The sequence below is a fragment of the Pseudomonas sp. SF2 genome (genome assembly GCF_036858055.1).
Lineage (GTDB): Bacteria > Pseudomonadota > Gammaproteobacteria > Pseudomonadales > Pseudomonadaceae > Aquipseudomonas.
Map to the genome: position 1 here is coordinate 250,858 of NZ_JAMBDI010000004.1, position 26,633 is coordinate 277,490.

28 protein-coding genes and 4 pseudogenes are annotated in these 26,633 nt (G+C 62.4%); 15 read left to right on the forward strand and 17 right to left on the reverse strand.

Going from position 1 to position 26,633, the window contains the following annotated elements:
* The 6 genes from M2S36_RS02450 to arsJ form a co-directional block, all read left to right on the forward strand.
* The coding region (locus tag M2S36_RS02450; RefSeq protein ID WP_333956649.1) for a hypothetical protein at positions 1 to 182 on the forward strand (182 nt) is incomplete at its 5' end.
* Positions 179 to 535: a metalloregulator ArsR/SmtB family transcription factor gene (locus tag M2S36_RS02455; RefSeq protein WP_063913529.1), complete on the forward strand. Its 357-nt coding sequence runs from the start codon at positions 179 to 181 to the stop codon at positions 533 to 535. The genes M2S36_RS02450 and M2S36_RS02455, both read left to right, overlap by 4 nt.
* Positions 536 to 650: 115 nt before the next feature.
* Positions 651 to 1,712, forward strand: a complete 1,062-nt coding sequence (gene arsB / locus M2S36_RS02460) for an ACR3 family arsenite efflux transporter (protein WP_233687489.1) — start codon at positions 651 to 653, stop codon at positions 1,710 to 1,712.
* A 4-nt stretch (positions 1,713 to 1,716) separates the two neighbouring features.
* Positions 1,717 to 2,433 (forward strand): arsenical resistance protein ArsH, encoded by a 717-nt coding sequence (arsH, locus tag M2S36_RS02465; RefSeq protein WP_284381625.1) that lies wholly within the window; start codon positions 1,717 to 1,719, stop codon positions 2,431 to 2,433.
* A gap of 23 nt (positions 2,434 to 2,456) precedes the next feature.
* On the forward strand, positions 2,457 to 3,461 hold the full coding sequence (locus M2S36_RS02470; RefSeq protein WP_333956650.1) for an ArsJ-associated glyceraldehyde-3-phosphate dehydrogenase: 1,005 nt from the start codon (positions 2,457 to 2,459) through the stop codon (positions 3,459 to 3,461).
* 9 nt (positions 3,462 to 3,470) lie between these two features.
* Positions 3,471 to 4,700, forward strand: a complete 1,230-nt coding sequence (gene arsJ / locus M2S36_RS02475; RefSeq protein ID WP_233687491.1) for an organoarsenical effux MFS transporter ArsJ — start codon at positions 3,471 to 3,473, stop codon at positions 4,698 to 4,700.
* Between the two features lie 161 nt (positions 4,701 to 4,861).
* Here arsJ and M2S36_RS02480 read toward each other — a convergent pair whose 3' ends face one another.
* Together M2S36_RS02480 and M2S36_RS02485 are read right to left on the reverse strand one after the other, a co-directional pair.
* On the reverse strand, positions 4,862 to 5,344 hold the full coding sequence (locus M2S36_RS02480; protein WP_207830274.1) for a glycine zipper domain-containing protein: 483 nt from the start codon (positions 5,342 to 5,344) through the stop codon (positions 4,862 to 4,864).
* Positions 5,345 to 5,649: 305 nt separating this feature from the next.
* Positions 5,650 to 5,883: a PLDc N-terminal domain-containing protein gene (locus M2S36_RS02485; RefSeq protein WP_207830276.1), complete on the reverse strand. Its 234-nt coding sequence runs from the start codon at positions 5,881 to 5,883 to the stop codon at positions 5,650 to 5,652.
* A gap of 183 nt (positions 5,884 to 6,066) precedes the next feature.
* Between M2S36_RS02485 and M2S36_RS02490 the strand changes: the two genes are divergently transcribed.
* From M2S36_RS02490 to M2S36_RS02515, 6 genes are all read left to right on the forward strand, one after another.
* Entirely contained in the window at positions 6,067 to 6,570 is a 504-nt protein-coding gene (locus tag M2S36_RS02490; RefSeq protein WP_207830278.1) for a CinA family protein, read from the forward strand.
* A 13-nt stretch (positions 6,571 to 6,583) separates the two neighbouring features.
* Positions 6,584 to 7,090: a hypothetical protein gene (locus tag M2S36_RS02495; RefSeq protein ID WP_333956651.1), complete on the forward strand. Its 507-nt coding sequence runs from the start codon at positions 6,584 to 6,586 to the stop codon at positions 7,088 to 7,090.
* A 9-nt stretch (positions 7,091 to 7,099) separates the two neighbouring features.
* Positions 7,100 to 7,543, forward strand: coding sequence for a DUF421 domain-containing protein (locus M2S36_RS02500; protein WP_087500755.1), 444 nt, complete (start codon positions 7,100 to 7,102; stop codon positions 7,541 to 7,543).
* A gap of 123 nt (positions 7,544 to 7,666) precedes the next feature.
* The gene (locus tag M2S36_RS02505) at positions 7,667 to 8,131 is read left to right on the forward strand and encodes a hemerythrin domain-containing protein (protein WP_063913538.1); all 465 of its coding nucleotides are present in this window, start codon (positions 7,667 to 7,669) and stop codon (positions 8,129 to 8,131) included.
* Positions 8,131 to 8,376, forward strand: a complete 246-nt coding sequence (locus tag M2S36_RS02510) for a hypothetical protein (protein ID WP_207830282.1) — start codon at positions 8,131 to 8,133, stop codon at positions 8,374 to 8,376. Before M2S36_RS02505 ends, M2S36_RS02510 begins: the two co-directional genes overlap by 1 nt.
* 44 nt (positions 8,377 to 8,420) lie before the next feature.
* Entirely contained in the window at positions 8,421 to 8,564 is a 144-nt protein-coding gene (locus M2S36_RS02515; RefSeq protein WP_207830284.1) for a hypothetical protein, read from the forward strand.
* An 81-nt stretch (positions 8,565 to 8,645) separates the two neighbouring features.
* On the opposite strand, the pseudogene M2S36_RS02520 reads toward M2S36_RS02515, so the two are convergent.
* From M2S36_RS02520 to M2S36_RS02545, 6 genes and pseudogenes are all read right to left on the reverse strand, one after another.
* Positions 8,646 to 8,729: pseudogene (locus tag M2S36_RS02520) on the reverse strand (exodeoxyribonuclease III); the annotation flags it as partial.
* Entirely contained in the window at positions 8,726 to 8,968 is a 243-nt protein-coding gene (locus M2S36_RS02525; RefSeq protein ID WP_333956653.1) for a hypothetical protein, read from the reverse strand. The pseudogene M2S36_RS02520 and the gene M2S36_RS02525, both read right to left, overlap by 4 nt.
* A 193-nt stretch (positions 8,969 to 9,161) precedes the next feature.
* Positions 9,162 to 9,776, reverse strand: a complete 615-nt coding sequence (locus M2S36_RS02530; RefSeq protein ID WP_207830638.1) for a hypothetical protein — start codon at positions 9,774 to 9,776, stop codon at positions 9,162 to 9,164.
* A 664-nt stretch (positions 9,777 to 10,440) separates the two neighbouring features.
* The gene (locus tag M2S36_RS02535; RefSeq protein WP_207830289.1) at positions 10,441 to 11,775 is read right to left on the reverse strand and encodes an MFS transporter; all 1,335 of its coding nucleotides are present in this window, start codon (positions 11,773 to 11,775) and stop codon (positions 10,441 to 10,443) included.
* 52 nt (positions 11,776 to 11,827) lie between these two features.
* Positions 11,828 to 12,898, reverse strand: coding sequence for a C45 family autoproteolytic acyltransferase/hydolase (locus M2S36_RS02540; protein WP_233687517.1), 1,071 nt, complete (start codon positions 12,896 to 12,898; stop codon positions 11,828 to 11,830).
* Between the two features lie 117 nt (positions 12,899 to 13,015).
* Entirely contained in the window at positions 13,016 to 13,945 is a 930-nt protein-coding gene (locus M2S36_RS02545; RefSeq protein ID WP_207830294.1) for a LysR family transcriptional regulator, read from the reverse strand.
* 244 nt (positions 13,946 to 14,189) lie between these two features.
* Here M2S36_RS02545 and M2S36_RS02550 point away from each other — a divergent pair, with 244 nt between their 5' ends.
* Both M2S36_RS02550 and M2S36_RS25040 read left to right on the forward strand, forming a co-directional pair.
* Complete coding sequence (locus M2S36_RS02550; RefSeq protein WP_333956655.1) at positions 14,190 to 15,911, forward strand: amidohydrolase; 1,722 nt, start codon at positions 14,190 to 14,192, stop codon at positions 15,909 to 15,911.
* Positions 15,912 to 16,017: 106 nt separating this feature from the next.
* Positions 16,018 to 16,127: pseudogene (locus M2S36_RS25040) on the forward strand (formate/nitrite transporter family protein); the annotation flags it as partial.
* Positions 16,128 to 16,427: 300 nt separating this feature from the next.
* Here M2S36_RS25040 and M2S36_RS02555 read toward each other — a convergent pair.
* The 3 genes and pseudogenes from M2S36_RS02555 to M2S36_RS02565 all read right to left on the reverse strand — a co-directional run.
* A complete protein-coding gene (locus M2S36_RS02555) occupies positions 16,428 to 16,835 on the reverse strand; it encodes an OsmC family protein (RefSeq protein ID WP_207830298.1) in 408 nt (135 codons plus the stop codon).
* A gap of 137 nt (positions 16,836 to 16,972) precedes the next feature.
* Positions 16,973 to 17,119: pseudogene (locus M2S36_RS02560) on the reverse strand (HlyD family secretion protein); the annotation flags it as partial.
* A pseudogene (locus M2S36_RS02565) lies at positions 17,118 to 17,378 on the reverse strand (FUSC family protein); the annotation flags it as partial. The pseudogenes M2S36_RS02565 and M2S36_RS02560, both read right to left, overlap by 2 nt.
* Positions 17,379 to 17,599: 221 nt before the next feature.
* On the opposite strand from M2S36_RS02565, the gene M2S36_RS02570 reads away from it, so the two are divergent.
* Positions 17,600 to 19,252 (forward strand): SulP family inorganic anion transporter, encoded by a 1,653-nt coding sequence (locus M2S36_RS02570; protein ID WP_233694243.1) that lies wholly within the window; start codon positions 17,600 to 17,602, stop codon positions 19,250 to 19,252.
* 133 nt (positions 19,253 to 19,385) lie between these two features.
* On the opposite strand, the gene M2S36_RS02575 is transcribed toward M2S36_RS02570, so the two are convergent.
* The 6 genes from M2S36_RS02575 to pedH all read right to left on the reverse strand — a co-directional run bounded on the left by M2S36_RS02575 (position 19,386) and on the right by pedH (position 26,472).
* Positions 19,386 to 21,119 carry a PAS domain-containing hybrid sensor histidine kinase/response regulator gene (locus M2S36_RS02575; RefSeq protein ID WP_241106576.1) on the reverse strand — a complete coding sequence of 578 codons (1,734 nt, stop codon included), beginning with the start codon at positions 21,117 to 21,119 and terminating at the stop codon, positions 19,386 to 19,388.
* Positions 21,103 to 22,266, reverse strand: coding sequence for an alcohol dehydrogenase-like regulatory protein ErcA (ercA, locus tag M2S36_RS02580; RefSeq protein WP_063913548.1), 1,164 nt, complete (start codon positions 22,264 to 22,266; stop codon positions 21,103 to 21,105). The genes M2S36_RS02575 and ercA overlap by 17 nt, the downstream gene beginning before the upstream one ends.
* An 89-nt stretch (positions 22,267 to 22,355) precedes the next feature.
* Positions 22,356 to 22,628, reverse strand: a complete 273-nt coding sequence (gene pqqD / locus M2S36_RS02585) for a pyrroloquinoline quinone biosynthesis peptide chaperone PqqD (RefSeq protein ID WP_207830305.1) — start codon at positions 22,626 to 22,628, stop codon at positions 22,356 to 22,358.
* A 53-nt stretch (positions 22,629 to 22,681) separates the two neighbouring features.
* Complete coding sequence (gene pqqA, locus M2S36_RS02590; RefSeq protein ID WP_003253598.1) at positions 22,682 to 22,753, reverse strand: pyrroloquinoline quinone precursor peptide PqqA; 72 nt, start codon at positions 22,751 to 22,753, stop codon at positions 22,682 to 22,684.
* Between the two features lie 251 nt (positions 22,754 to 23,004).
* Positions 23,005 to 24,525 (reverse strand): acetaldehyde dehydrogenase ExaC, encoded by a 1,521-nt coding sequence (gene exaC, locus M2S36_RS02595; RefSeq protein ID WP_333956656.1) that lies wholly within the window; start codon positions 24,523 to 24,525, stop codon positions 23,005 to 23,007.
* A 162-nt stretch (positions 24,526 to 24,687) separates the two neighbouring features.
* A complete protein-coding gene (pedH, locus tag M2S36_RS02600) occupies positions 24,688 to 26,472 on the reverse strand; it encodes a PQQ-dependent alcohol dehydrogenase PedH (RefSeq protein WP_063913551.1) in 1,785 nt (594 codons plus the stop codon).
* Positions 26,473 to 26,633: the final 161 nt, after the last annotated feature.

The window sequence follows — 26,633 nt, forward strand, 5'->3', positions numbered from 1 at the left end:
GACTGCTTGCGAATTCAGTTCGCCAAGCGTCAGCGCAGCCCACAAGCTGGCCGATCTCCTGCAAGGCCTTCTTTTCGTCTGCAGGAATCAATCTGGCAGGCCTTGCAATACATGCGAAAATTCGTATATTTGATAAACCATATATATCAAGCATGAAGAGCAAACACCGAGAACTGCCATGACTGACTCGCTGACCCCGACCCAGGTCTTCAAATGCCTCGCCGATGAGAACCGCATTCGGATGATGCTGCTGATCGCTCGCGAGCAAGAGCTATGCGTCTGTGAACTGATTTGCGCCCTGGAAGAAAGCCAACCCAAGGTCTCCCGCCACCTGGCACAACTGCGTACCTGCGGCCTGCTTGAAGACCGCCGCCAAGGCCAGTGGGTCTACTACCGCCTGCATCCAGAACTGCCCACCTGGGTACGCGATGTCCTGGTAACAACGCTGGAGGCCAATCGCGACTGGTTGAACACCAGCGCCAAACGACTGGACAGCATGGGTGACCGCCCTCAGCGCGTCGCTACCTGCTGCTGACCACTGCCGAGAAAAACACGGCATTTTTCACATTGCCTTTCGAACAACTGGATGCCACCCAGCTCAAAGCGAGCTGGCACGTATCGGAACGCTCTGACGTTCAGGGAGATACACCATGAGCAAAAGCCGACTTTCCTTCCTCGACCGCTACCTGACGGTCTGGATCTTTTTGGCCATGGGCCTTGGCATCGGGCTGGGCAGCCTGTTCCAAGGGTTGCCGGTTTGGCTGAACAGCTTGTCGCTGGGCTCGACGAACATCCCCATCGCGATCGGCCTGATCGTGATGATGTACCCGCCATTGGCAAAGGTGAAATACGAGGAGTTGCCGCAGGTCTTCAAGGACAAACGCATCCTCGCCCTGTCGCTGATTCAGAACTGGGTGATCGGCCCGGTGCTGATGTTCGGGCTGGCGGTCGTTTTTCTTTCCGACAGGCCCGAATACATGACCGGCCTTATCCTCATCGGCCTGGCACGTTGCATCGCCATGGTGCTGGTGTGGAACCAGATCGCCGGCGGCAACAACCAGTACGTGGCCGGCCTGGTTGCCTTCAACAGCATTTTCCAGATTGTGTTCTTCAGTGTGTACGCCTGGATTTTCCTGGGGCTGCTGCCCCCGCTGTTCGGCCTGGAGGGCAGCGTCATCGAGACCAGCTTCCTCGATATCGCCCAATCGGTGCTGATCTACCTGGGTATCCCGTTCCTGGCCGGCTTCCTGACCCGGAAGATCCTGATCAGCAGTAAGGGCGCAACCTGGTACCAGGAGCAGTTCATTCCGAAGATCAGCCCGCTGACGCTCGTGGCGTTGCTGCTGACCATCGTGGCCATGTTCAGCCTGAAAGGCGACATGGTCCTGCAACTGCCGCTGGATGTGCTGCGCATCGCCATCCCACTGACCATCTATTTCGTGGTGATGTTCTTCATCAGCTTCTGGATGGGCAAGCTGCTGGCAGCCGACTACCCCCGCACCACTGCGCTGGCCTTTACCGCGGCAAGCAACAATTTCGAACTGGCCATTGCCGTGGCCATCGCCACCTTCGGCCTTGCCTCGCCGGTCGCCTTTGCCACCGTCATCGGGCCTTTGGTGGAAGTGCCGGTACTGATCTCGCTGGTTGGCGTGGCCTGGTGGCTCAAGCGCCGCTGGTTCGATCAGGCGTCCGGTGCCTTGTCCCAGGAGTAGAACCATGACCGAACATGTTATCCCCAACATCGACAGCGAACTGATCGACCTGCCATCCGCCGAGAAACTGGCGATCGCCCAGCAGTCCACCCACAAGCCGCGCATCCTGCTGCTGTACGGATCGACCCGCGAACGCTCCTTCAGCCGCCTGCTGACGGAGGAAGCGGCCCGCCTGCTGGAGCACTTCGGTGCCGAGACGCGAATCTTCAACCCGTCCGGCCTGCCATTGGCGGATGACGCCCCCGAAGACCACCCCATGGTCAAGGAGCTGCGCGACCTGGTGCTGTGGTCGGAAGGCATGGTCTGGTGCTCGCCGGAACGCCACGGCGCGATGACCGGTGTGTTCAAGTCGCAGATCGACTGGATCCCCCTGAGCATGGGCGCTGTGCGCCCGACCCAGGGCAAGACCCTCGCGGTCATGCAGGTGTGCGGCGGTTCGCAGTCGTTCAACGTGGTCAACCAGCTGCGCGTGCTGGGCCGCTGGATGCGCATGTTCACCATCCCTAACCAGTCGTCAGTGCCCAAGGCCTACCTGGAGTTCGACGAAGCGGGCCGCATGAAACCGTCCCCGTACTACGACCGTGTCGTCGATGTCATGGAAGAACTGGTGAAGTTCACCCTGCTGTTGCGCGACCGCGCCGACTACCTCGTCGACCGCTACTCCGAGCGCAAGGAGTCGGCCGAAGAACTGTCCAGGCGTGTCAATCAACGATCCATCTGAAGTCCCAACTCGAGAACAGGAACATGGCAATCAAAGTAGGCATCAACGGATTTGGCCGTATCGGTCGCCTGGCGCTGCGGGCGTCCTGGGATTGGCCGGAATTCGAATTCGTCCAGATCAATGACCCGGCCGGCGACGCCGAGACCCACGCCCACCTGATCAACTTCGACTCGGTCCACGGGCGCTGGCATCGTGAAGCCGGGGCACAAGGCGACGCGCTGGTGATCGACGGCAAGCGCATCAAGGTCACTGCGAACAAGGCGATCACCGACACCGATTGGTCGGGCTGCGACCTGGTCATCGAGGCCAGCGGCAAGATGAAGTCGGTAGCCGTGCTCCAGGCCTACCTGGATCAGGGCGTCAAACGCGTGGTGGTCTGCGCTCCGGTGAAGGAGAAAGGCGCGCTGAACGTGGTGATGGGGGTCAACCAGCACCTGTTCGATCCGGCGCTACACCGTATCGTCACCGCCGCGTCCTGCACCACCAACTGCCTGGCCCCGCTGGTCAAGGTGATTCACGAGAACCTGGGTATCCGCCACGGCTCGATCACCACCATCCACGACCTGACCAATACCCAGAGCATCCTCGATACGCCGCACAAGGACCTGCGTCGCGCCCGTGCCTCAGGCATGAGCCTGATCCCGACCACAACGGGCTCGGCTACCGCAATCGCCGAGATATTCCCTGAGCTGCGCGGCAAGCTGAATGGTCACGCCGTGCGTGTACCGCTGGCCAACGCCTCGCTGACCGACTGCGTGTTCGAAGTGGCGCGTGAGACCACGGCTGAAGAGGTCAACGCGTTGCTGAAGGCGGCTGCCGAAGGCCCGTTGAAAGGCATTCTGGGCTACGAAGCGCGACCACTGGTGTCCATCGACTACCGCACAGACCCGCGGTCCTCGATCATCGATGCGCTATCGACCCTGGTAGTCAATGGCACCCAGGTGAAGATCTACGCCTGGTACGACAACGAGTGGGGCTACGCCAACCGTGCAGCGGAGCTGGCCCGAATGGTCGGCCTGGCGGAGTAGACGGCAAACATGATGGCGTTGTCAGCCCTGCCTGCTCAAGTGCGTCAGTACCTGCTGGTTACCGGCAACTACTGGGCCTTCACACTCACCGACGGCGCGTTGCGCATGCTGGTGGTACTGCACTTCCATTCGTTGGGCTACACGCCGCTGCAGATCGCGGCGCTGTTCCTGTTCTATGAAGTGTTCGGCGTGATCACCAACCTGGTGGGCGGCTACCTTGGCGCCCGCCTGGGGCTCAACCGCACCATGAACATCGGCCTGGGCATGCAGGTGCTGGCGTTGCTGATGCTTACGGTACCGTCAGCCTGGCTGACAGTACCCTGGGTGATGGCCGCCCAGGCGTTGTCCGGCATCGCCAAGGACCTGAACAAGATGAGTGCCAAGAGCTCCATCAAGCTTCTGGTGCCGGACAGCCAGCAAGGCACCCTCTACAAGTGGGTGGCCATCCTGACGGGCTCGAAAAACGCGCTCAAAGGCGTGGGTTTCTTCCTTGGCGGCGCCCTGCTCGCCCTGCTCGGTTTTACCTTGGCGGTGCTGGCCATGGCTGCGGTACTGGCATTGATCTGGGTCGGCAGCCTGATCCTGCTGAAGAAGGACCTGGGCAAAGCCAAGGCCAAACCAAAGTTCCGCGACGTGCTGTCCAAGAGCCGGGCCATCAACATCCTCTCGGCCGCACGGCTGTTTCTCTTTGGCGCCCGTGACGTCTGGTTCGTCGTGGCATTGCCGGTGTACCTGAGCACGGCTTTTGGCTGGGACTTCTGGCTGGTCGGCGGCTTCATGGCTGCATGGGTAATCGGCTACGGCATCGTTCAGTCGTTTGCCCCCCACATCACTGGCAAGAAGCGCGGCCATGTGCCCGACGGTCGGGCGGCTTTCATCTGGGCGATCGCCCTTGCCGGGCTGCCTGCGCTCATCGCCCTGGGCCTGTCGGCAGGCTGGTCGGCTCAGGTGGTGGTGCTTGGCGGGCTGATGCTGTTCGGCGTGCTGTTCGCCGTGAACTCGTCGCTGCACAGCTACCTGATAGTCAGTTATGCCAAGGAAGACGGGGTATCGCTGGATGTGGGCTTCTATTACATGTCCAACGCGCTAGGGCGGCTGGTCGGTACGCTGCTTTCCGGTTGGGTATTCCAGGCTTACGGGCTGCAAGCCTGCCTGTGGATCTCCACGGCCTTCGTTGTGCTGGCTGCCCTGATTTCAATCGCCTTGCCACGGCACACCACCGTGGTTGCTCCGCGCTAGCCCCCGCTTTGCCGAGGACTGGCGCGCTGCGCTTGAATCACATTACCCGAACCTGGTACGCCGTTCGCTGGTTTCAAGCCACCGCCTTGGCGCTGCTGGTATTGGTCTGGCTGGCCGCAGCTCCTGCGGCCAGCCCTTTCGATGGGCCTGTAACGCCAGGGTCAGTCGTCGTGGCGGTGTTTGCGCCAGCCATAGTGATGGCCACGGTCGTGACGGTGGCGACGCCAGCCCCGATCGTCATCATCGTCGTCATAATCACGGTAGCGATGCCCACTTTCATCATCGTAGTCCCGGCCCATGTGGTTGCCCAAGGCACCACCCACACCGCCACCGGCCGCTGCGCCGATCATGCTGCCCGTAGTGCCGCCCATCTTGCGACCTACCACATTACCGCCAGCTGCACCCAAGGCGCCGCCAATGGCCGCCTCGCCACGGCTGTGTTTGTTGGCGCCCACCGCACTACCGGCCGCGCCACCCAGGCCTGCGCCGATTGCCGAGCCGGTGCTGCCGCCGATCGACTGGCCGACTACCGAGCCCAATACTCCACCCAATGCGCCACCTATACCTGCTTCGGTATTACCGCCTGCCGACGCAACACCGCTAAGCAGGCCAAGTGACAACAAGAGAATCGAGGAGTACTTCATTTGTGAAAGCCTCAAAGGGATACCGAGGCGATCCTGAGGCTCTGGAAGGGGGCTTACAATGAAAATCCGACGAGTAACACGGCTTGAGAAAATTTTCTAAGTTGCTGTTTTTAAATTGAAACTTTAGGAATTTTCAACGGTCGTAGGCTAATTGCGGTCCCAGCAGCTGGCGGCGAAGCTGGCTTCTGATCAGTCCTTTGCGTGCCCGCGAAACAAGCGAAGGTACTGCAACGACCGCGCAACTGCCCAGGCCGACTTAACGTTTGCGCTGCGAGTTGTCATCGCTTCTTTCTTCATCTCCCCTCCTATCCCTTGCTGTGTTCAGGCGAAGATGGCCCCGTGCCGCGTTTGATTCCACGCGGCCCGAGCACACCCCAGATGGCCAGGCCGACAACAGGCAGCGCCAACAGCAACAGCGCCCACATCGCCTTCGTCACCTCGGACTTGTCGCTGCGAAAAACACTGACGATGGCCCACAGATCGACCAACAGAATGATCGCCGCAACGGCGATCCAGAAATACGCCAGAGGCTCGGTCATGATCCCCTCTCCTCTGTTTGATCCGGCAGCAGTACGCGGCTCGCGCGTCCTCCTACCAAGAGGAAGCCAGCAGTCGCAACAAAGTTCAGGGAGCTTTACCTGACATCGATGAATGGCTCACAAGCAATGAACCAACCCCGCAAGAAACACGTCCACCAGAAAACAACGCACGAGTGACCGGCCATGGCGACCGACCCTGTACGCGAGGCCCTCGATTACCTCAAGGCCCACAAGCTGCTGCTGACCACCGCAGAATCCTGCACGGCCGGCGCCATGGTTGCGCTGCTGGCGGCAGTACCCGGTACCGGCGAGGTGCTGGAAAGCGGCTACGTGGTGTACTCGCCAAGTGCCAAGAAACGCCTGCTCGGCGTCAATCCCCAGACTATCGAACGCTACGGTCTGACCAGCGAGGCCGTAGCCTGGGAGATGGCGCTTGGCGCCTTGAAAGACAGCGACGCCACCGTCGCCATCGCCAGCACGGGTGTCGCCGGGCCGGAGCCGCAGGATGCCATCGCCCCAGGCACCGTGTGCTTCGCCTGGGCATTTGCCGGCGAGCCGCTGGCCGTGTTCACTCGCAGCCAGCGCTTTTTTGGCGAGCGCGCGGAGGTCATGCGCCAGGGTGCACTCTACGGGTTGTCGCACCTGGCCCATTACCACCAACGCTGGCTGCGCGGTGAGCGCGCCTGAGGGGGCTGCGAGCATGGACGAAGAGGAGCTGGTTTCAAGGCGCCATCCCGTCAAGGAAGACATGCGGATGCAGCAGCGGGTGTGGCGTTTCGAACGGGTCGGATGGTATGCCCTGGTGCTGATCGTGCTGCTGGCCCTGGCCGGGTTGTTCGGTAACGGCCCGCTCAGTGACGCACAGGTCTCGAGTGAAGACGGCCGGGTACAGGTGGACTATCAGCGTCTCAGCCGCAGCGGCACCACCGACAAACTGCGTATCACGGTTCGCGGCACCGCAGGGGAGCCTGTGATGTTGTTGCTCGGGGGCACCCTGCTGCGCGAAGCCAGCATCGAAACGCTGCAGCCACAACCGCAAGCATCGCGCTCCCAAGGCCGGTCGCTCCTGCTCCAGCTTGGTACCAGCAAAGAAGGGATCACCACTCTTTATCTGACCCTGCGCAGCGAATACGTCGGCACGCTCGAAGGTGTTGTCAGGGCTGGCCCGAGCAGCACAGTGCATTTCTCGACCTTTCTCTACCCCTAGGAGCGCGACATGGACTCCATTCTCCGTGCGGCAGGCATGTATATCGCGCTGATGCTGCTGTTTCGCGTGGCTGGCAGGCGCTCGCTGGCCGACCTGACCACCTTCGACTTCGTCCTGCTGCTGATCATTGGAGAGGCGACCCAGCAGGCCTTGCTGGGCGAGGACTTCTCATTCACCAACGCCATGCTGGTGATCGCCACGCTGATCGTTCTGGATGTCGGCCTGTCACTGGCCAAGCTCAACTCCAGGCGCCTGGCCCGGCTGGTCGATGGCCACGCGACACTGGTCGTGGATCAGGGGCGCTTTCTCCACCACCGAATGCGGCGGGCACGGCTGACCGAAGACGACATTCTCGAATCAGCCCGGGACAGCCAGGGTATCGAAAGCGTCGGGCAGATCAAGTTCGCCATCGTCGAGCGCAACGGCAAGATCTCGATCATCCCGCAGGAGTGACCCTACCTGCCGGGTACAAGGCAGCTGCGGCCCGGTACGTTGATCATCCGCTTTGAACCTTGTCGCACGCGCCTTACTCCATCGAAGGCAATCGTGATTTTTCCAACCCTGAAGAGGTGTTTCATGAACGCTATCGAACTGCTGATCCAGGATCATGAGCTGGTGAAAAAGCTGCTGGAGGAACTCTCCTCCACCACCGAGCGCGCGGTGAAGAAGCGCGCCGAGCTGCTCGAACGCATCAAGCAGGAAGTGACCATCCATACCGCGCTGGAAGAAGAAATCTTGTACCCGGCCATCAAGCAGGCCGGCGGCAAGGAAGAAGCGAAAATGTATTACGAAGCCAAGGAGGAGCACCGCACCGTCGACTCGCTGGTGCTGCCGGACCTGCTGCAGACCGAGACCGGCACCGTCGAGTTCGCCGGGCGGGTCAAGGTCATGAAGGAACTGCTGGAACACCATATCGAGGAAGAAGAAAGCGAGCTGTTCCCGACCGCCCGCAAACTACTGGGCAAACAGGAACTGGACAAGCTCGGACAGGCCATGGAGGCGCAGAAAAAGCTGCTCAAGGGCGAACAGCGTGCCGCGTGATGGAGGACTGGATCGACTTGCTTGACTGGCCGGCCATGGCCCTGACGGTGCTTGCCGCCTGGTGCATCGGTTCGCGGCGCCCTGGCCGGCGCAAGCTGGGTTTCTGCTGCTTCATCGCCAGCAATGTGCTGTGGGCCATCTGGGGGTGGCAGGCGCAAGCCTGGGCGCTGATCCTCCTGCAGGGTTGCCTGTGCGCCATGAACCTGCGGGGCTGGAAGAAAAATGCTGCTGTGGAGTCGGGCTGACGCCCGCTCACAAACCCGAGAGCCCAACGGCGAGGGACCAAACCATGATCGAACCCGACAACCCTGACCCTTACGTGGACGACATACCGCACAACCCGGGCGAACCTGTACCTGAACCAGAACAGGAGCAGGAAGCACCCGACTGGCCCGAAGGCCAGGTGCCGCCGGAGGAACAGTCTGACGGCTGAGGCTCAACCATCGAGCGGCGTTGTCTGCTTCGCCGGCAATGCCGCCCCCAGTCACCCAATCCTGCGCAAGGAGGCAAGCGTCTCCCGCTCCAGCCAGGCCAGCAGTGCCGGCAGTCGGCTACGAATGCCGTTGATGTTGAACGTGGCAATCTTCAGCGCTTTCATGCGTCGGGGTCGCTGACGTGGGCCTGTACGGCATCTTCCAGAGCACGTACATGGGCGTTATCGGCCAATGCCTTGAGTGCGAGCCAGTCGTCCCAATCGATGGCCCCATCGTCGCGCAGGGCCTCGGCGGTGCGCAGCAGTTCATGGTGGTAGGCATCCGGCGACTCACGGCGGTAACTGATGTCGTCGTACTGGGCGTACCAGGCCTCGAGCTCGGGGATGCTGCGGTCAATGCTCATGATGGGGCCCTCAAGGTGTCCTTTGCATTAAGAGCCTCCACCACGCAGCGACGTTCAAATTCAACGCCATTGGCCTGTCTTGTATGGCCATGTCGAGATCCTGAAGTTGCCCGCCCAGCCTCGGCGCATGAAACGAGCTTGCCGCGAACCAGGTTTCCCGGTTCACGGCGTATTTGAAGCGTTACTCAGGCAATCAGGTAGGAATGCCAGCCAGTCGCCACACAGGCGCTTGAACCGGTTCGGCCTGGCTGCGGTTGCGTGCCCACTGGGTCAGGGCAGCCATCATGGCAAAGCCGAGCAGGATCATCACCGGATAGGCCAGCAGCAACTCGGTCAGCGAGTATTTCCAGGCCAGTGGGCGACCGACGCCCAGCATCGCCGCATACAGCCAGGACACACCCGACAGTGCGCCGGAGAACAGCGCGAACATCCGCACGCCGAAATTCAGGTCGAGCAAGTTTCCCGCTTTGAGCAGGGCAGGCAAAACATAGCGATGCAACAACATGCCGTTAAAGGTCAACAACATGACGATAATGATTTTCGCTTGAAGTTTGGGATTGGCAAAATAGTTCATACCTTTATCAAGGTAGTCAATTCCAATCACTGCGGCGCCCGTGAGCCACAGGAATATCAGGGCATTGGCCACGGACTTCTGCAAGCGCGTCATATGCTGACTGTCATGCCCGGCCCCTTTATGGCCTTTCAACAAGTTCCTGACCATCTCGGCGTCACTGGCGAATACCAGGCCGATGGCAATGCAACAGGCCAGTAAATGAACGTAAATCACCGACAACCGCACCAGCTCCATGGATTCTTTCTGCCCGAACAGGCTAATAATTGTATTAATCTCCACGACGTTTTCTCCACGTAATGCGTTAGCGCTAGATGACCTTGCAATAGGCGCGCGAACGTTTTAATCGCAGCGGCAAGACCAAATTCAAATCGTTAGTTGAAATAGCAGATCGTTTTTAATACACACGGTGGCTCACCCGAAGAGCCTCGGTTGGGCATGGCATTGCTCCACTGGTTCGAAAAAAAAAGCCCCATGAGCATCCCTGCGATGCCGATGAGGTTGAACGTCCATAAGTTCTGGGGGAAAGGCACCAGGTGCGATCTTGTTGAAAGCACCTGCTGGCAAATAGGAGTCAGCCTCGCCCAAATCGTTCATTTCTCAGGCAAAACGACCGACAGGCGGTACACTTAGTCAAGTTAGTTAGTTTGCTAAGTTGTTATAGTTTGACCGAATGGAAAGTTTTCACGGCAACTGGATCCAAACTTCACAAGCGACTTTGAATGCTCTACTCCGCTATTTTGCAGTTCTCCTTTTGCGGCGGGCCGTGTCTGAAGTGCCATCAGTCGGGCCAAAAACAGCCCCATTCCGATCGCCAGGCGCAGCCAACGACCCATCTGTCGCCTTCAGCCTGACAGCGCCCGCAACTCGGCCCGGGTGCTGCCAGGCAGCACAGGTACCGTCAATGAGTGCCCAAAGCCGCTGACGCCTGATGCCCCGGCGCCTCCTCATCGATCTGCGCCAGGCTCAAGCGCGATGTCTCGCGCAACATCAGCGAGCACACCGCGACCAGTGCCAGTGCCCCCGCGCCATACAGCGCCACGCCCAGCGGGTCATGGTCGGTGAGGATCAGGATTGCCGTGGCAACGCTCGAGGCGGTGCCGCCACCCAGCGCGGCGCCGACCTGATAGCTGGCCGAGATGCCCGAATAGCGCATGCTGCGCGGGAACTGCTCGCCGAGGAAGGCCGGGATGGGCCCTTGGGTCGCGCCCATCAGCAGGCCGGTCAGGCTGTAGGCGCACAAGGCGATGGCGAAGCTCTTCATGCCCACCAGGGAAAAGAACACGAACAGCCCCAGGGCCATGGCCGCTGCGCCGAAGCTCATCACCGTGCGCCGCCCCAGGCGGTCCGACAGGTAGCCGAACAACGGTGCCGACAGCACGATGGCGACCGACAGCGTCAGGTCGAACATCAGCGCCTCGGTACTGCCGAAACCCACCTGCGTAGCGTACGTCAGGAAGAAGGTGCTGCCGATATAGGCGATGGTGCAGTAACCGAAGGCGATCCCGGTGCACAACAACAGCTGCCGCGGACGTTGGCGCAGGGCCTCGGTCAACGGCGCACGCACGGGCTTGGTCAGTGACGCAGTGGCCGCTGCCGGCGCCCTCAGGCGCGCGTACAGGCCGATCAGTACCAAGGTGCCACCCAGCCAGAACGGGATGCGCCAGGCGAAATCGACCAGGTTGTCGTCGAAGGCCGCGCTGACGATGGCGAACACTCCAGCACCGAGGATGCCCCCCACGCCGATCCCCATGCTGGTGAAGCTGCCCCACAACCCGCGCCGCCCCGGTGGCGCAGACTCGATGCCGAACAGCGCGGCGCCCCCCCACTCCCCGCCTGCCGCAAAACCCTGGACCAGGCGCAGCAGCACCAGCAGGATCGGCGCGACCACGCCGACGCTGGCATGGCCGGGCAGGCAGCCGATGAGGAAGGTACTCATGCCCATCAGCAGCAAGGTCGCGACCAGGACCTTCTGTCGGCCGATGCGGTCACCGAAGTGGCCAAACACCAGCCCTCCCAACGGTCGGGCAAGAAAGCCCGCACCGAAGGCGCTGAAGGCCACCAGCGTGGCGGTCAGGTGGTCCATGTGCGGGAAGAACACCTGGGGAAACACCAGTGCAGCGGCAGTGCCGTAGATGATGAAGTCGTAGAACTCCAGCGCCGTCCCCAGGCCGGAGACACAGAAGGTTCGCAAGGCGGAGCGGGATGACGCAGGGTGGGAATGGTGCGCATGCATTGTTGTTGTTCTCGTTCGGCGGTGCCGCCTTGGCTGGCGGCACCGGGTTGGCTCAGAAAGTGTCGAAGCCGGCCTTGGCCAGGTGCACAGGCGTACCGGCTACGTACTGCAGGGCACAGCGTTCGGTGTCGATGCCGACGCTGAGCAAGGTTTCCCAGCGCTCGGTATCGGGCATGGCCATGTCCGGGTGGAAGCAGATCGGCGCACGGTCGCCCTCGGCGCCGCACATGGCCTCGGCTCGGGCACGCAGGTCAGCGCTGGCCATCTGGCCGACCACCTGCTCAAGGTGGCCCAGGCGGCATTGGCTATCGGCACGGTCGGCGACCTGCTCGCCCAGGCTCAGTTGTGGGTCGAGGAAGTGGTTGGTGTGCAGCAGCCAGCCGTCTTCTCGTGGCAGCACCAGGGCAGTGCGCGCGGGGCTCAGTTCGATGCTGGCTGCGCGCGGGCTGCTGTCCTGCCGCGAGAACACTGTCAGCACGGTAGAGGCACTGACCCGCGCCGACCGGGCAAGCTCGATGGCCTCCTCGACACTGCTGGCCTCCTCCAGCAGACGCCGGGCGATGGCGTGCACCGGCACACCACCATGGTCGTTGTCACTGGCATGGTGGAGAATATTGAAGTGCAGACCGAGGCCCGCACTGTTCACACCCAGCTTGGCGAGCATGCCGAATTCGCAGAACAGTTTGACGAGCATGCCGCGTTCGGTGTGCAGCGCCAGCATCAGACCATGGGGGCACAGGCTGTCATGCCAGTCCCAGGTCTGCAGGGTCTGCGGCACACGCGCGCCACGGGGTGCATGCACGGTGGTGGAGCATTCACTGTGGCGGGTGCGGGCCGCCAGCACTTCGGTGCGCGCGTTCAGGCTCGCCAGTTGCCACAGCGGCAGGTCGGCACCGCGGGCCATGCCGACCACTTCAGCGGCCAGGCCCGGGCTCCAGGTTTCCAGGGCAGCCAGGCTGTTTTCGCCGATGCGTTGCGCCTCGCTCAAGGGCACGCCAACCCGTGGAAAAAAGCCCAGGTACAGTGCAGTGGTGGTACGGATCTGTTCGGCGAAGCGCGCGCCAATCTGGTGGCCGCGCTCGAACGGGTGGTGGATGTCGCTGACATGGGTGTGGATCTTCAAGGCGGGGAACTCCTGGTACAGGCCGGGGTGGTCAGGCAAGCACCGCTAGCCTAACGAGGCGCCCCCTGATCGATCATCGCCACAACCCGCACAACTTTTGTGCCCCGCTGGAAAAATTCAGCCCCACGCCAGCGCCTGCGCCCCCTGCCCGTGCAAATGTTCATGCAGCAAGGCAATGAACGCCTGCACCTTGCGGGTATTGCGCCGGTGCGGCAGGTACAGCACGTGTACCCAAGGGCCAAACGCGCTCAGGGCCCGCCAGTAATCAGGCATCACCTCCACCAGTTGCCCGTTGGCCAGGTAGGGCGCGGCGCACCAGGTGGGTACGAACTGCAAGCCCTGCCCATCGAGCAGGCAGGCCAGCAGGAAGTCGAAGTTGTCGCTCACCAGGCGGGGGGTGGGCTGGCGCACACGCAGCGTCTGGCCGCCGTGTTCGATCCACCAGAAGCTGCGGTTGAGCAGCGGGTGGCGCAGCAGCAGCCAGTCGTGCTGGGCATAGTTCTCCAGGGTGATCGCCTCGCCATGTCGGGCCAGGTAGGCAGGGCTGGCGCAAAGGATCACGCGGTTCTCGATCAGCGGCTGGGCGATCAGCTCCGGCTGGTCGGTGGGGCCGTCGCGCAGCGACAGGTCGTAGCCACCATCGATCAGGTCTTCGTTGGCATCGTTGAGGTTGACCTCCAGGCGCACCTGCGGGTGCTCGCGCATGAAGCGGCAACACACCTGGTTGAGAAATGCCGGGCCGAACGACGGCGGTGCGGTAATGCGCAGGGTGCCGCGCAGCGCGTGCTGCAACTGCTCCACTTCCTCGGTCACCCGTTGCAGGTGCATCAACGCCTGACGCGCGCCTTCCAGGTACAAGGTACCCGCCTCGGTCAGCGCCATGCGCCGGGTAGTGCGCTCGAACAGCCGCACGCCCAGTTCGCTCTCCAGGTGCGCGACGGCCTTGGTGATGGCCGACGGCGTCTTGCCCAGTTGCTCGGCCGCACGGCTGAAGCTGGCGTGTTCGGCGGCAGCGACGAAGATGGTCAGGGCCATCATCTTGTCCATGGTTTCTTCCTGTTCGGCACAAACGGTGGGAGTGATGCGAGGGTGGCGAGTATCTGCCCCTCCTATCAAACCCGCAAATGCCGGCGATTTGAATAGGCACGGCAAGGTCCGCTGCTTGCACCTTGGCAAATACGGGCTCGGGATTTTTTCCTCATCACGAAAAAAGTTGTGCCTGCCCTCGCCTTTATCCGCCCTAGCCCCCTGGCTAGGCTGCGGCGCCATCACGACAAGAACGAGGCACAGCATGAAACAGCTCCTGAAGATGGCAATCAGCGCCGGCCTGGCCTGCACCTGCGTGCCGGGTTTCGCGGCAGTGGACCTGATCCTGCACAACGCCAAGGTCTACACCGCCGAGCCCGGCCAGCCCTTGCAGCAGGCCGTGGCCGTCGAAGGCGAGAAAATCGTCGCGGTAGGTTCCGACCAGGCCGTGCTACGCCTGAAGGCCAAAGGCACCCGGGTCATCGACCTGGGTGGCAAGGTGCTGATGCCGGGCATGCTCGACGCCCACTCGCATGCTATCAAGGGTGGCCTGCAACGGGTGCTGGCCGACCTCGCCGGCGAGCAGGTTGCCCTGGACGAACTGGAACGGCGCCTGCGCCAGTGGCGCAGCGACGGCAAGGCCGTGCGCGGCGAGTTCCTTGTCGTCGGTGGTGTACCGGGCACCTACTGGAATGACATTCCAGCGCTGGAACAGCGCTTCAACCACGGCGAATGGGCCGAGCAACCGATCCTGTTCGCCGCCAACGACATGCACACCGGCTGGGCCAACCAGGCCATGCTCAAGCGCGCCGCAATCGATGCCGACACCATCGCTGCCCTGCCTGCCGAGGCACGCAACACCATTGGCCAACACCCGGACGGCACACCAAACGGTTTCCTCGCCGATGCCAGCTACTACCCGGTGACCGACCTGCTCCCCGCGCTGCCCCACGCCACCCTGCTGAACGCAGGGCGCATGGCCCTGGATTACTACAAACAGCTGGGCATCACCGGCTGGATGGACCCACTGGCCAACGAGTTGCCGGGGGCCGATGTGAACAACCATTCGCTGGGCGTGCTGCCGGTGTACAAGGATCTCTCCGCACGCGGCGAACTGACCGCCCACGTCGCCGCCCTGTTGATGGCTGACTCCAGGGCAAGCCCCGCTGACCTGGACGAGCTGGACAAGGTCCGCCGGCAGTTTCTCGGCGTGCACAACCTCACCCTGCCGGGCATCAAGGTGTTTGCCGACGGTGTTGCCGAAGCGCCAGCGCAAACGGCGGCAATGCTCGAACCCTACAGCAATTCCGGAAAGCACGGCGAACTGCTGCTGGACCCGCAGCACTTTGGCGAATTGGTCAGCGCCGCCGATGCCCGTGGCTGGCTGGTGCACGTGCATGCCATCGGCGACCGCGCCGTGCGCGAGGCACTCAACGGCATCGAGCAGGCCCGGCGTGATCGCCACAGCGGCATCCCCCACTCCATCACCCACTTGCAGATGGTCAACCCCAGGGAATACACCCGCTTCAAACAGCTCGACGTGATTGCCGCGATGCAGCTGTACTGGGCCAGCGCCGACCAATCGAACATGGAACTGGTCAAGCCGTATGTGGATGCCATGGCGTTCATGCACACGTTCCCGGCACGGTCGCTGCTCAAGCATGGCGCCACCCTTGCTGGCGCCAGCGACTGGCCGATCACTACCCCGGACCCTTGGAAAGCGATCTACCAGGCCATCAGCCGCAAGGGGCCCAACGGTGTGCTCAACGCGGCTGAAACCATCGACCGTCAGGTGATGTTCCAGGCCTATACCCTCAACGCCGCCCGGGCCATGCGTCTGGAGCAGCAGACCGGTTCACTCAAGGTCGGCAAGCAGGCCGACATGATCGTGGTTGATCGGGACGTGTTCGACGTCGATGCCGAAACGCTGCGCGATACCCATGTGCTGCAGACCTGGTTTGCCGGGAAGCTGATCTACGCGCGCTGAACTGCGGGCCTCATCGACGCGGTCTGTCAACTCATCCATTCCATCGATTTGACCGCGTCAAATTGCCTCATGTAGCTTGCCGCCCTCTTCGAAGCTGGGCCAAAGGTTTGCCGGGTACTTGAGCTGGGGCAGTTGGCGGAGAACCTGGTGGCCGTGTTCCTGGGGAATGCGGTGGGTGGGGCGATCTTCGTGGGGCTGGCATATTACGTTTCCTACGGTGTGCCTTCGCAGGAAACGTGTGAGGTGCAGTTAAACACCACGGCACCGCAGTGTCTGGCACCGGCTTCGCCGGTATTCGCGGCTAAAGCCGCTCCCACAGGTAGTACCCGTGCAGAACCCAGGGCACGATCCGCAGGACATGCCCCACTCCCCCTGCTGCACTACCGCGTAGGTGGGCTGGACAGTCGTTTCATGGCCGAAAACCCTGAGGTGCAGGTGCATCTTGAAGCCACCAACCGTCGTGTGGACGTATCAGGCGAAGGCCTCACGGTGGATTGCCCAATGCAGCACCTTGTTTCATCCAACCAGCTTGCTGGCGATGATGATTTCGCCGCTCAACACCTTGTGAATGGGGCAGGCATTGGCAACTTCCAGCAAGCGCGTGCGTTGCTCTTCGCTCAGCGGGCCGCTCAAACGAATGTCACGGGCAATCTGGATCCGGGGTTCGCGCCCCAGTTGTTCCTGCTCGATGCGGATATCCACATCAATGGCTTGCAACGGCATTTCCTTGCGATGTGCGTACATGGCAACCGTGATGGAGGTGCATGCGCCGAGCGAAGACAGCAACAGCCCATGGGGTGACGGACCGACATCCCCGCCCCCTGCCGCCGCGTCAACATCGCTGGCCCACTGGTGCAGGCCGTCTGTCACGTTCACCTCGTACGCCACGCCTGCAAAAGAGGCGCGAATAGCTCGCTCTGCCATTGAAACTCCTGATTGACGATTGCCTGTGGCCACCTGGCAACGCAGGCTGCAAAGCCTGAATGATAGATGCACGCCTGAACTGACGATAGGCGATGAAATGCACCGCAGCGTTCTGCCTGATGAACGCTGCCCCCCTGTTACTCGAGAATGGTGACGGCGGCTGTGGTCCCCGCGCGCAAAGGGGGCGCGTCGGCACTGCGCTCAAGGCGCAGCCGTACCGGGATGCGCTGGGCAAGCTTGACCCAGGTGTAACTCGGGTTGACGTTGGCCAGCAGGCGGTTGCCACAAGGCCATGAGAACCACCGCCATGGCTGCCCCCGCGGCGGTGCCCAGTACCTGGGCAAAACTGCGTTTTAGGGCCATGCCGGCCAACGACAGGCTGATGATGATCACGGTCATCAGCGCCCACTTCGGCTGCTCAAGGTCGAAGATGAACGCCAGGTAGAGGCACAGCAAGCCTGCAACGATGGTGCGCAGTGCGAAGAACAGCACCCCACGGCCAGGGTTCAAGGCCAGCTTGAAATACGAAATCAGTGGAGCCATCCGGCACCTCGGGACACGACCAGGGAACCGCGCAGGGGCGCATGGTTCGCCAGGCCGGGTTAGTACATTGACTGGAGGCGAAAGCAGGTTTACTGACGACAGGCTGGATTCCGGGACGCTGTGTCCCATCTCACGAACAGCGGCCCAGGTTTACCATTGGGTGCTCCTCCTGCGCATGACATGCTAAATACTATGTGCATGCACCCACCAAGGAGCCTGCGATGATCGCGGTACGCGAAGCCTGGAAAGCCGGCTTGTTCAAACGTGAACACTGGATGCGCAACCTTGTATCCGGCCTTATCGTTGGGGTTGTTGCGCTTCCCCTCGCCATGGCCTTCGCCATCGCGTCCGGGGTCAAGCCGGAGCAAGGTATCTACACGGCAATCATAGGCGGGTTGCTGGTTTCCCTGCTGGGCGGCAGTCGATTGCAAATCGCCGGGCCTACCGGAGCATTCATCGTGATCCTCGCAGGGGTGACGGCGAAGTACGGAGTCGAAGGCTTGCAACTGGCCACGATGATGGCTGGCGCCATACTGCTGGTGCTTGGCATTACCCGCCTGGGCGCAGTCATCAAGTTCATTCCCGACCCGGTGATCGTGGGTTTCACCGCCGGTATCGGCATTATCATCTGGGTGGGGCAATGGCGGGATTTCTTCGGTCTGCCCGAAATCGAAGGCGGGCACTTCCACGAAAAACTATGGCATCTGTTGCAAGCCCTGCCGGACCTCCACATTGCCACGACGCTGCTCGCAACCTGCAGCCTTGCCCTGCTGGTCCTTGCGCCAAGGTTGCCCGTGCTGAAACGCCTGCCCGCGCCACTAGTAGCCATGGTGTTCGCGACGCTCATTCAATCTCTGTTCCACTTTGACGGTGTGGCTACCATCGGCACCGCCTTCGGGGCGATTCCACAGGGTTTGCCATCGCTCACCTGGCCCGAGGTTTCCCTCGCGCGCGTGATCGAACTGATCGGGCCGGCCTTCGCGATCGCCATGCTCGGGGCCATCGAATCGTTGCTTTCTGCTGTCGTGGCCGACGGCATGGCAGGGACCAGGCACGACTCGAATCAGGAACTGATCGGCCAAGGGGTCGCCAACCTGGTCGTGCCGCTATTCGGGGGTTTTGCCGCCACCGGGGCCATTGCCCGGACAGCGACCAACATCCGCAATGGAGCTACCGGGCCACTGGCCGGCATCGTCCATGCCGTGACGCTGGTACTGATCATTCTGTTCCTCGCGCCGCTGGCGTCGAACATTCCACTCTGCGCACTGGCGGCGATTCTGTTCGTCGTCGCCTACAACATGAGCGAGTTGAAGCATTTCAAGCGCATGCTGCAACGCGCACCGAGAGCCGACATCGCCATCCTGCTCGTCACCTTCACCTTGACGGTGTTCAGCGACCTGGTGATTGCCGTGAATATCGGCGTCATCCTCGCCATGCTTCAGTTCATGCGCCGCATGGCATCGTCCGTCGAAGTCCAACAGGTGGTCGAAGAGGAACTGGCCAGTGAACTGCACAGCAACGGCCAGACATCGCTTCCCCCCGGCGTGATGGTGTACACCATCGAAGGCCCGCTGTTCTTTGGCGCAGCTGAAACCTTCGAGCGCGCGCTGTCACAAACGCATACCGACCCTGAGCTGCTGGTGATCTGCCTGAAGCGGGTGCCGTTCATGGATATCACGGGTCTGCAAACCCTGGAGGAAGTGATCCAGCAACTGCACAAACGCCAGATCGTGGTGAAACTGTGCGAAGCCAACAGCAAGGTGCTCGGCAAGCTGGAAAGGACCGGTATCTTGCGGCTGCTTGGCCCTGAGCACTATCACCACACGCTCGGTACAGCCCTGCTGGAAGCACAGGCAACAGCGGCAGAAAACTGAATTCACAAGCGGTACGCGTACCCTGTGGGAGCGGCNNGCCGGTGTTCGCGGCTAAAGCCGCTCCCACAGAGTCCCTGCTAATTCAATGAGTCATGTGCAGTTCCATGGGAGCCTGGCTTGCCGGCGACGGGCCTCAGGCCTGGCCCAGCAACTGGCTCAACACCGCACGCAACTTCCCCGGTTTGACCGGTTTGTTCAGCAACGGCGCACCGAGCTTGTTCAAGGCGCGTCGGCACTGATCGCTGCGGTCGGCGGTGATGATCACCGCGGGAATGGCGACGCCGAAATGTTCGCGCAAGTGCTTGACCACCTCGCAGCCGACCACGCCGTGGTCCAGGTGAAAATCCGCCAGGATCAATTCCGGTGCCTGCCCCTGCAAGGCCAGCAAGGCCCCGGCCTGGTCGGTCGCGGTAACCACTTCGCAGCCCCACTGCCCGAGCAGTGCGCCCATGCTCTCGAGGATGCTCACCTCATTGTCCAGTACCAGCAGGCGGCGGCCTGGCAGCGGGTTGCCGGCGCCCGGCTGCGGCGAAGCCTGGTGAACAGGCAGCGGCATCGCTTCGCCGATCGGCACGTCGATGCTGAACATCGAGCCACGCCCCGGCCACGAGCGCACCTCGACCCGATAGCCGAGAATCTTGGCGATCCGTTCCACGATGGCCAGCCCCAGGCCCACGCCCTTGCGATCGGCGGCGCGGCCAACGTCCAGTTGATTGAACTCGAGGAAAATGGCCTGCAGCCGATCTGCCGCAATGCCTCGCCCGGTATCCCACACCTCCAGGCGCAAATGGCTGCCGCGGCGCCTGGCCCCCAGCAGAATTTTGCCCTCATCGGTATAACGGCAGGCGTTGCTGAGAAAGTTGCGCAGGATACGTGTCATCAGCCGCAGATCGGTGCTGATGGCATAGTCGGCAATGCGCGCGCGCAGCTTCAGGCCGGCCGCATCGGCCACCGAGCGGAACTCCGAGACCAGTGGCCCGAACAATTCGTCGAGGCGGTACAGCGCCACGTCCGGCTTGACTGCCGCCTGGTCGAGCCGGGAAATGTCCAGCAGGTCGGTCAGCAGGTCTTCGGCGCCCTCCAGGGCCTGATGGGTACGCTCCACCAGCACTTTTTCCGCCTCTGGCAGTGGCCTTTCGCGCAAGGTCGAGATCAGCAGCCGCGCGGCATTCAGCGGTTGCAGCAGGTCATGGCTGGCGGCAGCGAGGTACTTGTCCTTGCTGCGGTTGGCGGTTTCCGCGGCGTCGCGGGCATCACGCAGGGCGCGGGCGATCTGTTTGCGCTCGGCGATCTGCTGTTGCAGGTTGCGGTTGGCCTCCAGCAACTCATCGGTGCGGGCGGCCACCCGTTGCTCGAGTTCGTCATTCAGTTGCTGCAGCCGCTGCTGGGCCTGCTTGCGTTCGGTGATGTCGGCGACAAACCCTTCCACCAGCCCTTCCTGACCGGGCTTGAGCAACAGGTTCATCAGCACATCAAGGTGGCTGCCGTCCTTGCGCCGCAAGCGGGTTTCATAGCCATGCAGGCTGCGTTCACGGGCTAGGGTCGCGGTGATGGCGTGCAGCTCTTCAGGCCCGCCGGCAAACAGGTCGGCGGCAAGGTCAGTCAGTGGAAACAGCAACGCTTGCGGGTTGTCGTAACCGAGCATGCGTGCCAACGCCGGGTTGGCGGCGCGCATGCCGTCTTGCAGGCTGGCCTGGAAAATCCCGTGCACGGCATTTTCGAACAGCCATTTGTAGCGGTTGCGTTCGGCCTCCAGCTCGTCCAGGCGCGCCGCCAACTCCGGGTAATGGCTCTTGCGCGCCGAGTGGTCGCCCAGCCCCAGCAGCCCGGCCAGCGCCCGCTGCTGCTCGTCAGAGGGCCTCGCCATAGACGACCTCGACATCACGCTGGCTCGACGCACGCGGGTTGGTGAGGATGCACGGGTCATCCATGGCATGTTGCGACAGGAACGGGATATCGGCCGTGCGCACCCCGTGCAGGCCCAGGGTTTCATGGAAACCAATGGCATGCTTCAGCGCGATCAGGTGCTCCACCAGGCGCCCGCAGATCTGCCGGTGGTTGAGGCCGCGGCAGTCGATGCCCAGCACTTCGGCAATCACCTTGAAACGCTCCGGTGCCGAGCTGTAGTTGAACGCCACCACGTGCTCCACCAGCACCGCGTTGCACAAGCCATGCGGCAGGTCGAGGAACCCGCCCAGGCTGTGCGACATGGCGTGGACCGCCCCCAGGATCGCATTGGAAAAGGCCAGCCCCGCCTGCATGCTGCCCAGCATGATTTTCTCGCGCAGGGCGATATCGGTGGGGTTGGCGATCATTTCTACCAGGTTGCCGTTGATCAGGCGCATGGCTTCCAGCGCATGGGGGTCGGTCAGCGGGCCGTGGCCGGTGGAGACGAAGGCTTCGATGGCATGCACCAGCGCATCGATGCCGGTGCAGGCCGACAGGAACGGGTCCATGCTCAGGGTGGTTTGCGGGTCGATCAGCGACACGTCCGGCACCACCGCCTTGCTGACGATGGAGAACTTCATGCGTTCCTGCTGGTTGGAAATGATCACGAACTGCGACACGTCCGCCGAGGTGCCGGCCGTGGTCGGAATCAGGATCAGCGGCGGGCTGGGCACGCGGATCATGTCCACGCCTTCGAATTCGAGGATGCTGCGCCCGTGGGCGACCACGATACCGATGGCCTTGCCGCAATCCATCGGGCTGCCGCCGCCGACCGCGACAATCACGTCACAGTGGTTTTGCCGGTAGATCTCGGCGCCGAGCATCACCTCTTCGACCCGTGGGTTGGGCGATACAGCGCTGTACAGGCAGTAGTCGATGCCCTGGGCCTGCAGGCTGGCCTCCACGTCCGCCACCCAACCAGCGGCAATCACACCGGGGTCGCTGACCACCAGCACCTTGCGCGCACCGAAGGTCTTGGCGTAATTGGCGACATTATGCCGGCAGCCGGCACCAAAGATGATCTCAGGCGAAACGAACTTGCGAAGCGGGCTGAAACTCTGGCTCATCGGAAAGCCTGTTCTTATTGTTCTGGAAGGTAACCGCCAGCGTAAAGCATCCCGCAGCGAAAGCAACCAGACCAAAGCGTGGCCAGCGCTCATTCGATCCAGTACTTGGCACGGGCCACCTCCAGAAACGCCAGGATGTCCTCGTCGAGCCCCGGCACACCGGGGAAGCGCTGTGCAAGGCGGTCGATGACCGCTGCCACGCTGCGCTGGCCGTCCAGCAACTCGAGCACCCAGCCGGCACTGGCGTTGAGCTCGATGATGCCCTCGGGGTACAGCAGCACATGGCACGCCTGGTGCGGCTCCCAGCGCAGGCAGAAGCCTTTGCGCAAGGCCAGGGCTTGGTTGCGATCGATCAGGTTCACAAGGGGGTTTACGCTATAAAGACCCGGCCATCGCTACGATGGCCGGACAGGCATCAACGATTGGCGAAGTACATCGTCACTTCGAAGCCGATGCGCAGGTCGGTAAAGGCGGGTTTAGTCCACATGGGGCATTCCTCTTCTTGGTGCCGGGCGATTCCGGTAGAGGCATTAATGCACGAGGGGCGACGGGGCCGAATGCTACTTTGGGACAGGTTTGCGGGGTGCGTTGGTAGGGGTAATACGGAGCTGCTGTGGATTTGTGCATGGCAGTGCCGGCCTCTTCGCGGGCTCGCCCGCTCCCACAGGGACTGCACAAGTTTCAAGACCAGTGCAATACCTGTGGGAGCGGGCGAGCCCGCGAAGGCCGCGACGCGGTTTAGAAGAAGCCCAGCGGGTTGATGTCGTAGCTCACCAGCAGGTTCTTGGTCTGCTGGTAGTGATCGAGCATCATCTTGTGCGTCTCGCGGCCCACCCCGGACTTCTTGTAGCCACCGAACGCCGCATGCGCCGGGTACAGGTGGTAGCAGTTGGTCCACACACGCCCGGCCTTGATCCCACGGCCCATGCGATAGGCACGGTTGATGTCACGGGTCCACAACCCGGCACCCAGGCCAAACTCGCTGTCGTTGGCAATCGCCAGCGCTTCGGCTTCGTCCTTGAAGGTAGTCACGCCAACCACCGGGCCGAAGATTTCCTCCTGGAACACACGCATCTTGTTGTTGCCCTTGAGCAGGGTCGGCTGGATGTAGTAACCGCTGGCCAGGTCGCCGTCGAGCCGCTCGGCACCGCCACCGGTGAGCAGCTGCGCGCCCTCCTCCTGGGCAATCTGCAAGTAGGAAAGAATCTTGTCGTATTGCTGCTCCGAGGCCTGGGCACCGACCATGGTCGCGGTGTCCAGCGGGTTGCCACGGGTAATCCTGGCGATCTTCTTCATCACCTCGGCCATGAACGGCTCGTAGATCGACTCCTGGATCAGCGCCCGCGACGGGCAGGTGCACACTTCGCCCTGGTTGAAGAATGCCAGCACCAACCCTTCGGCAGCCTTTTCGATGAACTCAGGCTCGGCCTGCATGATGTCTTCGAAGAAGATGTTCGGCGACTTGCCGCCCAGTTCGACGGTGGACGGGATGATGTTCTCGGCCGCGCACTTCATGATATGCGAGCCCACCGGGGTGGAGCCGGTGAAAGCGATCTTGGCGATGCGCTTGCTGGTGGCCAGGGCCTCGCCGGCTTCGCGGCCAAAGCCCTGGACGATGTTCAGCACGCCTGCCGGTAGCAGGTCGGCGATCAGCTCGGCGAAAATGGTGATCGACAGTGGCGTCTGTTCCGCCGGCTTGAGCACCACGCAGTTGCCTGCGGCCAGGGCCGGGGCGAGTTTCCAGGCGGCCATCAGCAGCGGGAAGTTCCACGGGATGATCTGCCCGACCACGCCCAGCGGTTCGTGCATGTGGTAGGCCACAGTGCCTTCGTTGATCTCGGCGGCGCCGCCTTCCTGGGCGCGGATGCAGCCGGCGAAGTAGCGGAAGTGGTCCGCCGCCAGCGGCACGTCGGCATTGAGGGTTTCGCGCACGGCCTTGCCGTTGTCCCAGCTTTCGGTAACGGCCAGTACTTCCAGGTTCTGTTCGATACGGTCGGCGATCTTCAGCAGCACCAGGGCACGGTCCTGCACCGAGGTCTTGCCCCAGGCCTCGGCAGCGGCATGGGCGGCGTCCAGGGCCTGCTCGATGTCCTGGGCGCCAGAGCGCGGGAACTCGGCAATCGGCTGGCCGTTGACCGGCGAACTGTTGGTGAAGTACTGGCCGCCCAGCGGCTGCACGAACTCACCGTTGATGAAATTGCCGTAGCGTGGCTTGAAGGACACGATGGCGCCTGGGGTTCCGGGTTGTGCGTAGATCATGCTGAGCCTCTGTGGGTCGATGCCTGTCCAGCGACAGGCGATGAGCCGATGGTAAAAAGCCCCGCCTGCCGGGCGAATGCATCGTTGGCAGCGGGGCTCTCGTCATTTGGTAGTAGGGCCGCTTGCCGCAGGGTCCCTGGCAGCAAGCGGCAGGCTGTCGGCTTAGCGACTGGCGCTTGCCGTTTGCAGTTGCTTGGGCAGCTTGAAGGTCCAGAGCATGCCGCCCTGGTTGAAATCCTTGACCCGCTTGGCCACTTCGCCGCCCCACAGCGGCACCGCACCGCCCCAGCCGGAAACCACCGAAACGTACTGTTCGCCGTCCATTTCCCAGGTGACTGGCGAGCCGAGCACGCCGGAGCCGGTCTGGAACTCCCAGACCTTGTCGCCGGTCTTGGCGTTGAACGCCTGCAGGAAGCCTTCCGGCGTACCGGTGAACACCAGGTTGCCCTTGGTGGTCAGCACTCCGCCCCACAGCGGCGCATAGTTCTTGTGGCGCCACACTTCCTTGCCGCTGACCGGGTCGATGGCGCGCAGCACGCCGATGTAGTCTTCGTTGAGCGGCTTGATGGTGAAGCCGGCGCCGAGGAACGCCGCGCCCTTCTTGTAGGCGATGCCTTCGTTCCAGATGTCCATGCCCCACTCGTTGGAAGGCACGTAGAACAGCCCGGTGTCCTTGTTGTAGGCCATCGGCATCCAGTTCTTGGCACCGAGGAACGCCGGGGCGACGAACACCGAACTGCCCTTGGCCTCGCTACCCGGCGCCCCCGGCCGGCTGGCTTCGTTGTAGATCGGCCGGCCATCCTTGTCCAGGCCGGTGGCCCAGGTGATCTTGTCGACGAAGGGGAAGCCGCGGATGAACTTGCCGTTGGTGCGGTCCAGCACGTAGAAGAAGCCGTTGCGGTCGGCAGTGGCGGCGGCCTTGACCTCTTTGCCGCCGTCCTTGTAGTTGAACGAAATCAGCTCGTTGACGCCGTCGAAGTCCCAGCCGTCATGCGGCGTGCTCTGGAAGTGCCACTTGATGGTGCCATCGTCCGGGTTCAGGGCCAGGCGCGACGAGGAATACAGGTTGTCGCCCGGGCGCAGGTGCGAGTTCCACGGTGCCGGGTTGCCGGTGCCAAACAGGATCAGGTTGGTTTCCGGGTCGTAGTAACCGCCAAGCCATGGCGCCGCACCGCCGGTCTTCCACAGGTCGCCGGGCCAGGTCTTGCCCGCCTCGCCGCCGGAAATGCCATTCTCGATCGCCTTGCCGTCCTTGTACACGTAACCCATGTGCCCTTCCACGGTCGGGCGCATCCACAGCAGTTCGCCGTTTTCCGGGTTGTAGGCCTGGATCTTGCCCACCACGCCAAACTCGCCACCGGCGACGCCAGTGATCAGCTTGCCGTTGACGATCATCGGCGCAGCACTGATGGAGTAACCTTCCTTGTGGTCGGCCACCTTCTTGCTCCATACCACCTTGCCGGTGTCCTTGTTCAGCGCCACCAGCTTGGCGTCAAGGGTGCCGAAGAACACCAGGTCGCCGTACAGTGCCACGCCGCGGTTGATCACGTCACAGCACGGGCGAATGTCATCGGGCAGGCGCGCATCGTATTGCCACAGCTTCTTGCCGGTACGGGCGTCCACGGCGAACACCCGCGAGTAGGAGCCGGTCAGGTACATCACCCCATCCTTGACCAGCGGCTGGGCCTGCTGGCCGCGCTGCTTCTCGCCACCGAAGGAAAACGCCCAGACCGGCCGCAGGTCCTTGACGTTGTCGGTATTGAGCAGGTTCAGCGGGCTGTAGCGTTGGCCCTGCACGCCCAGGCCATTGGTCACGATCTGCTGCGGGTTCTTCGGGTCCTGGAGAATTTCTTCATTGCTGACAGCGGCGTGGGCCGCGCCGGCAAGCAGCATGGCGCTGAGCACCAGGCTCAAGGCGAACACAGGACGACGTGGGGATCGGGTCATGACGGCTACCTTTGGTTTTTTTGTTGTATCCGGGAAAACTTCCCGGTGTGTCGGGAATTCTTGGTCCCGACCTGCTTGCCAACAATTGCCCGCAGTGCGGAGTTTTCTAGTTCCTTGGTATGGGGCTTGGGATTTGGGTTGGTGCGCATATCGAGCGCCGC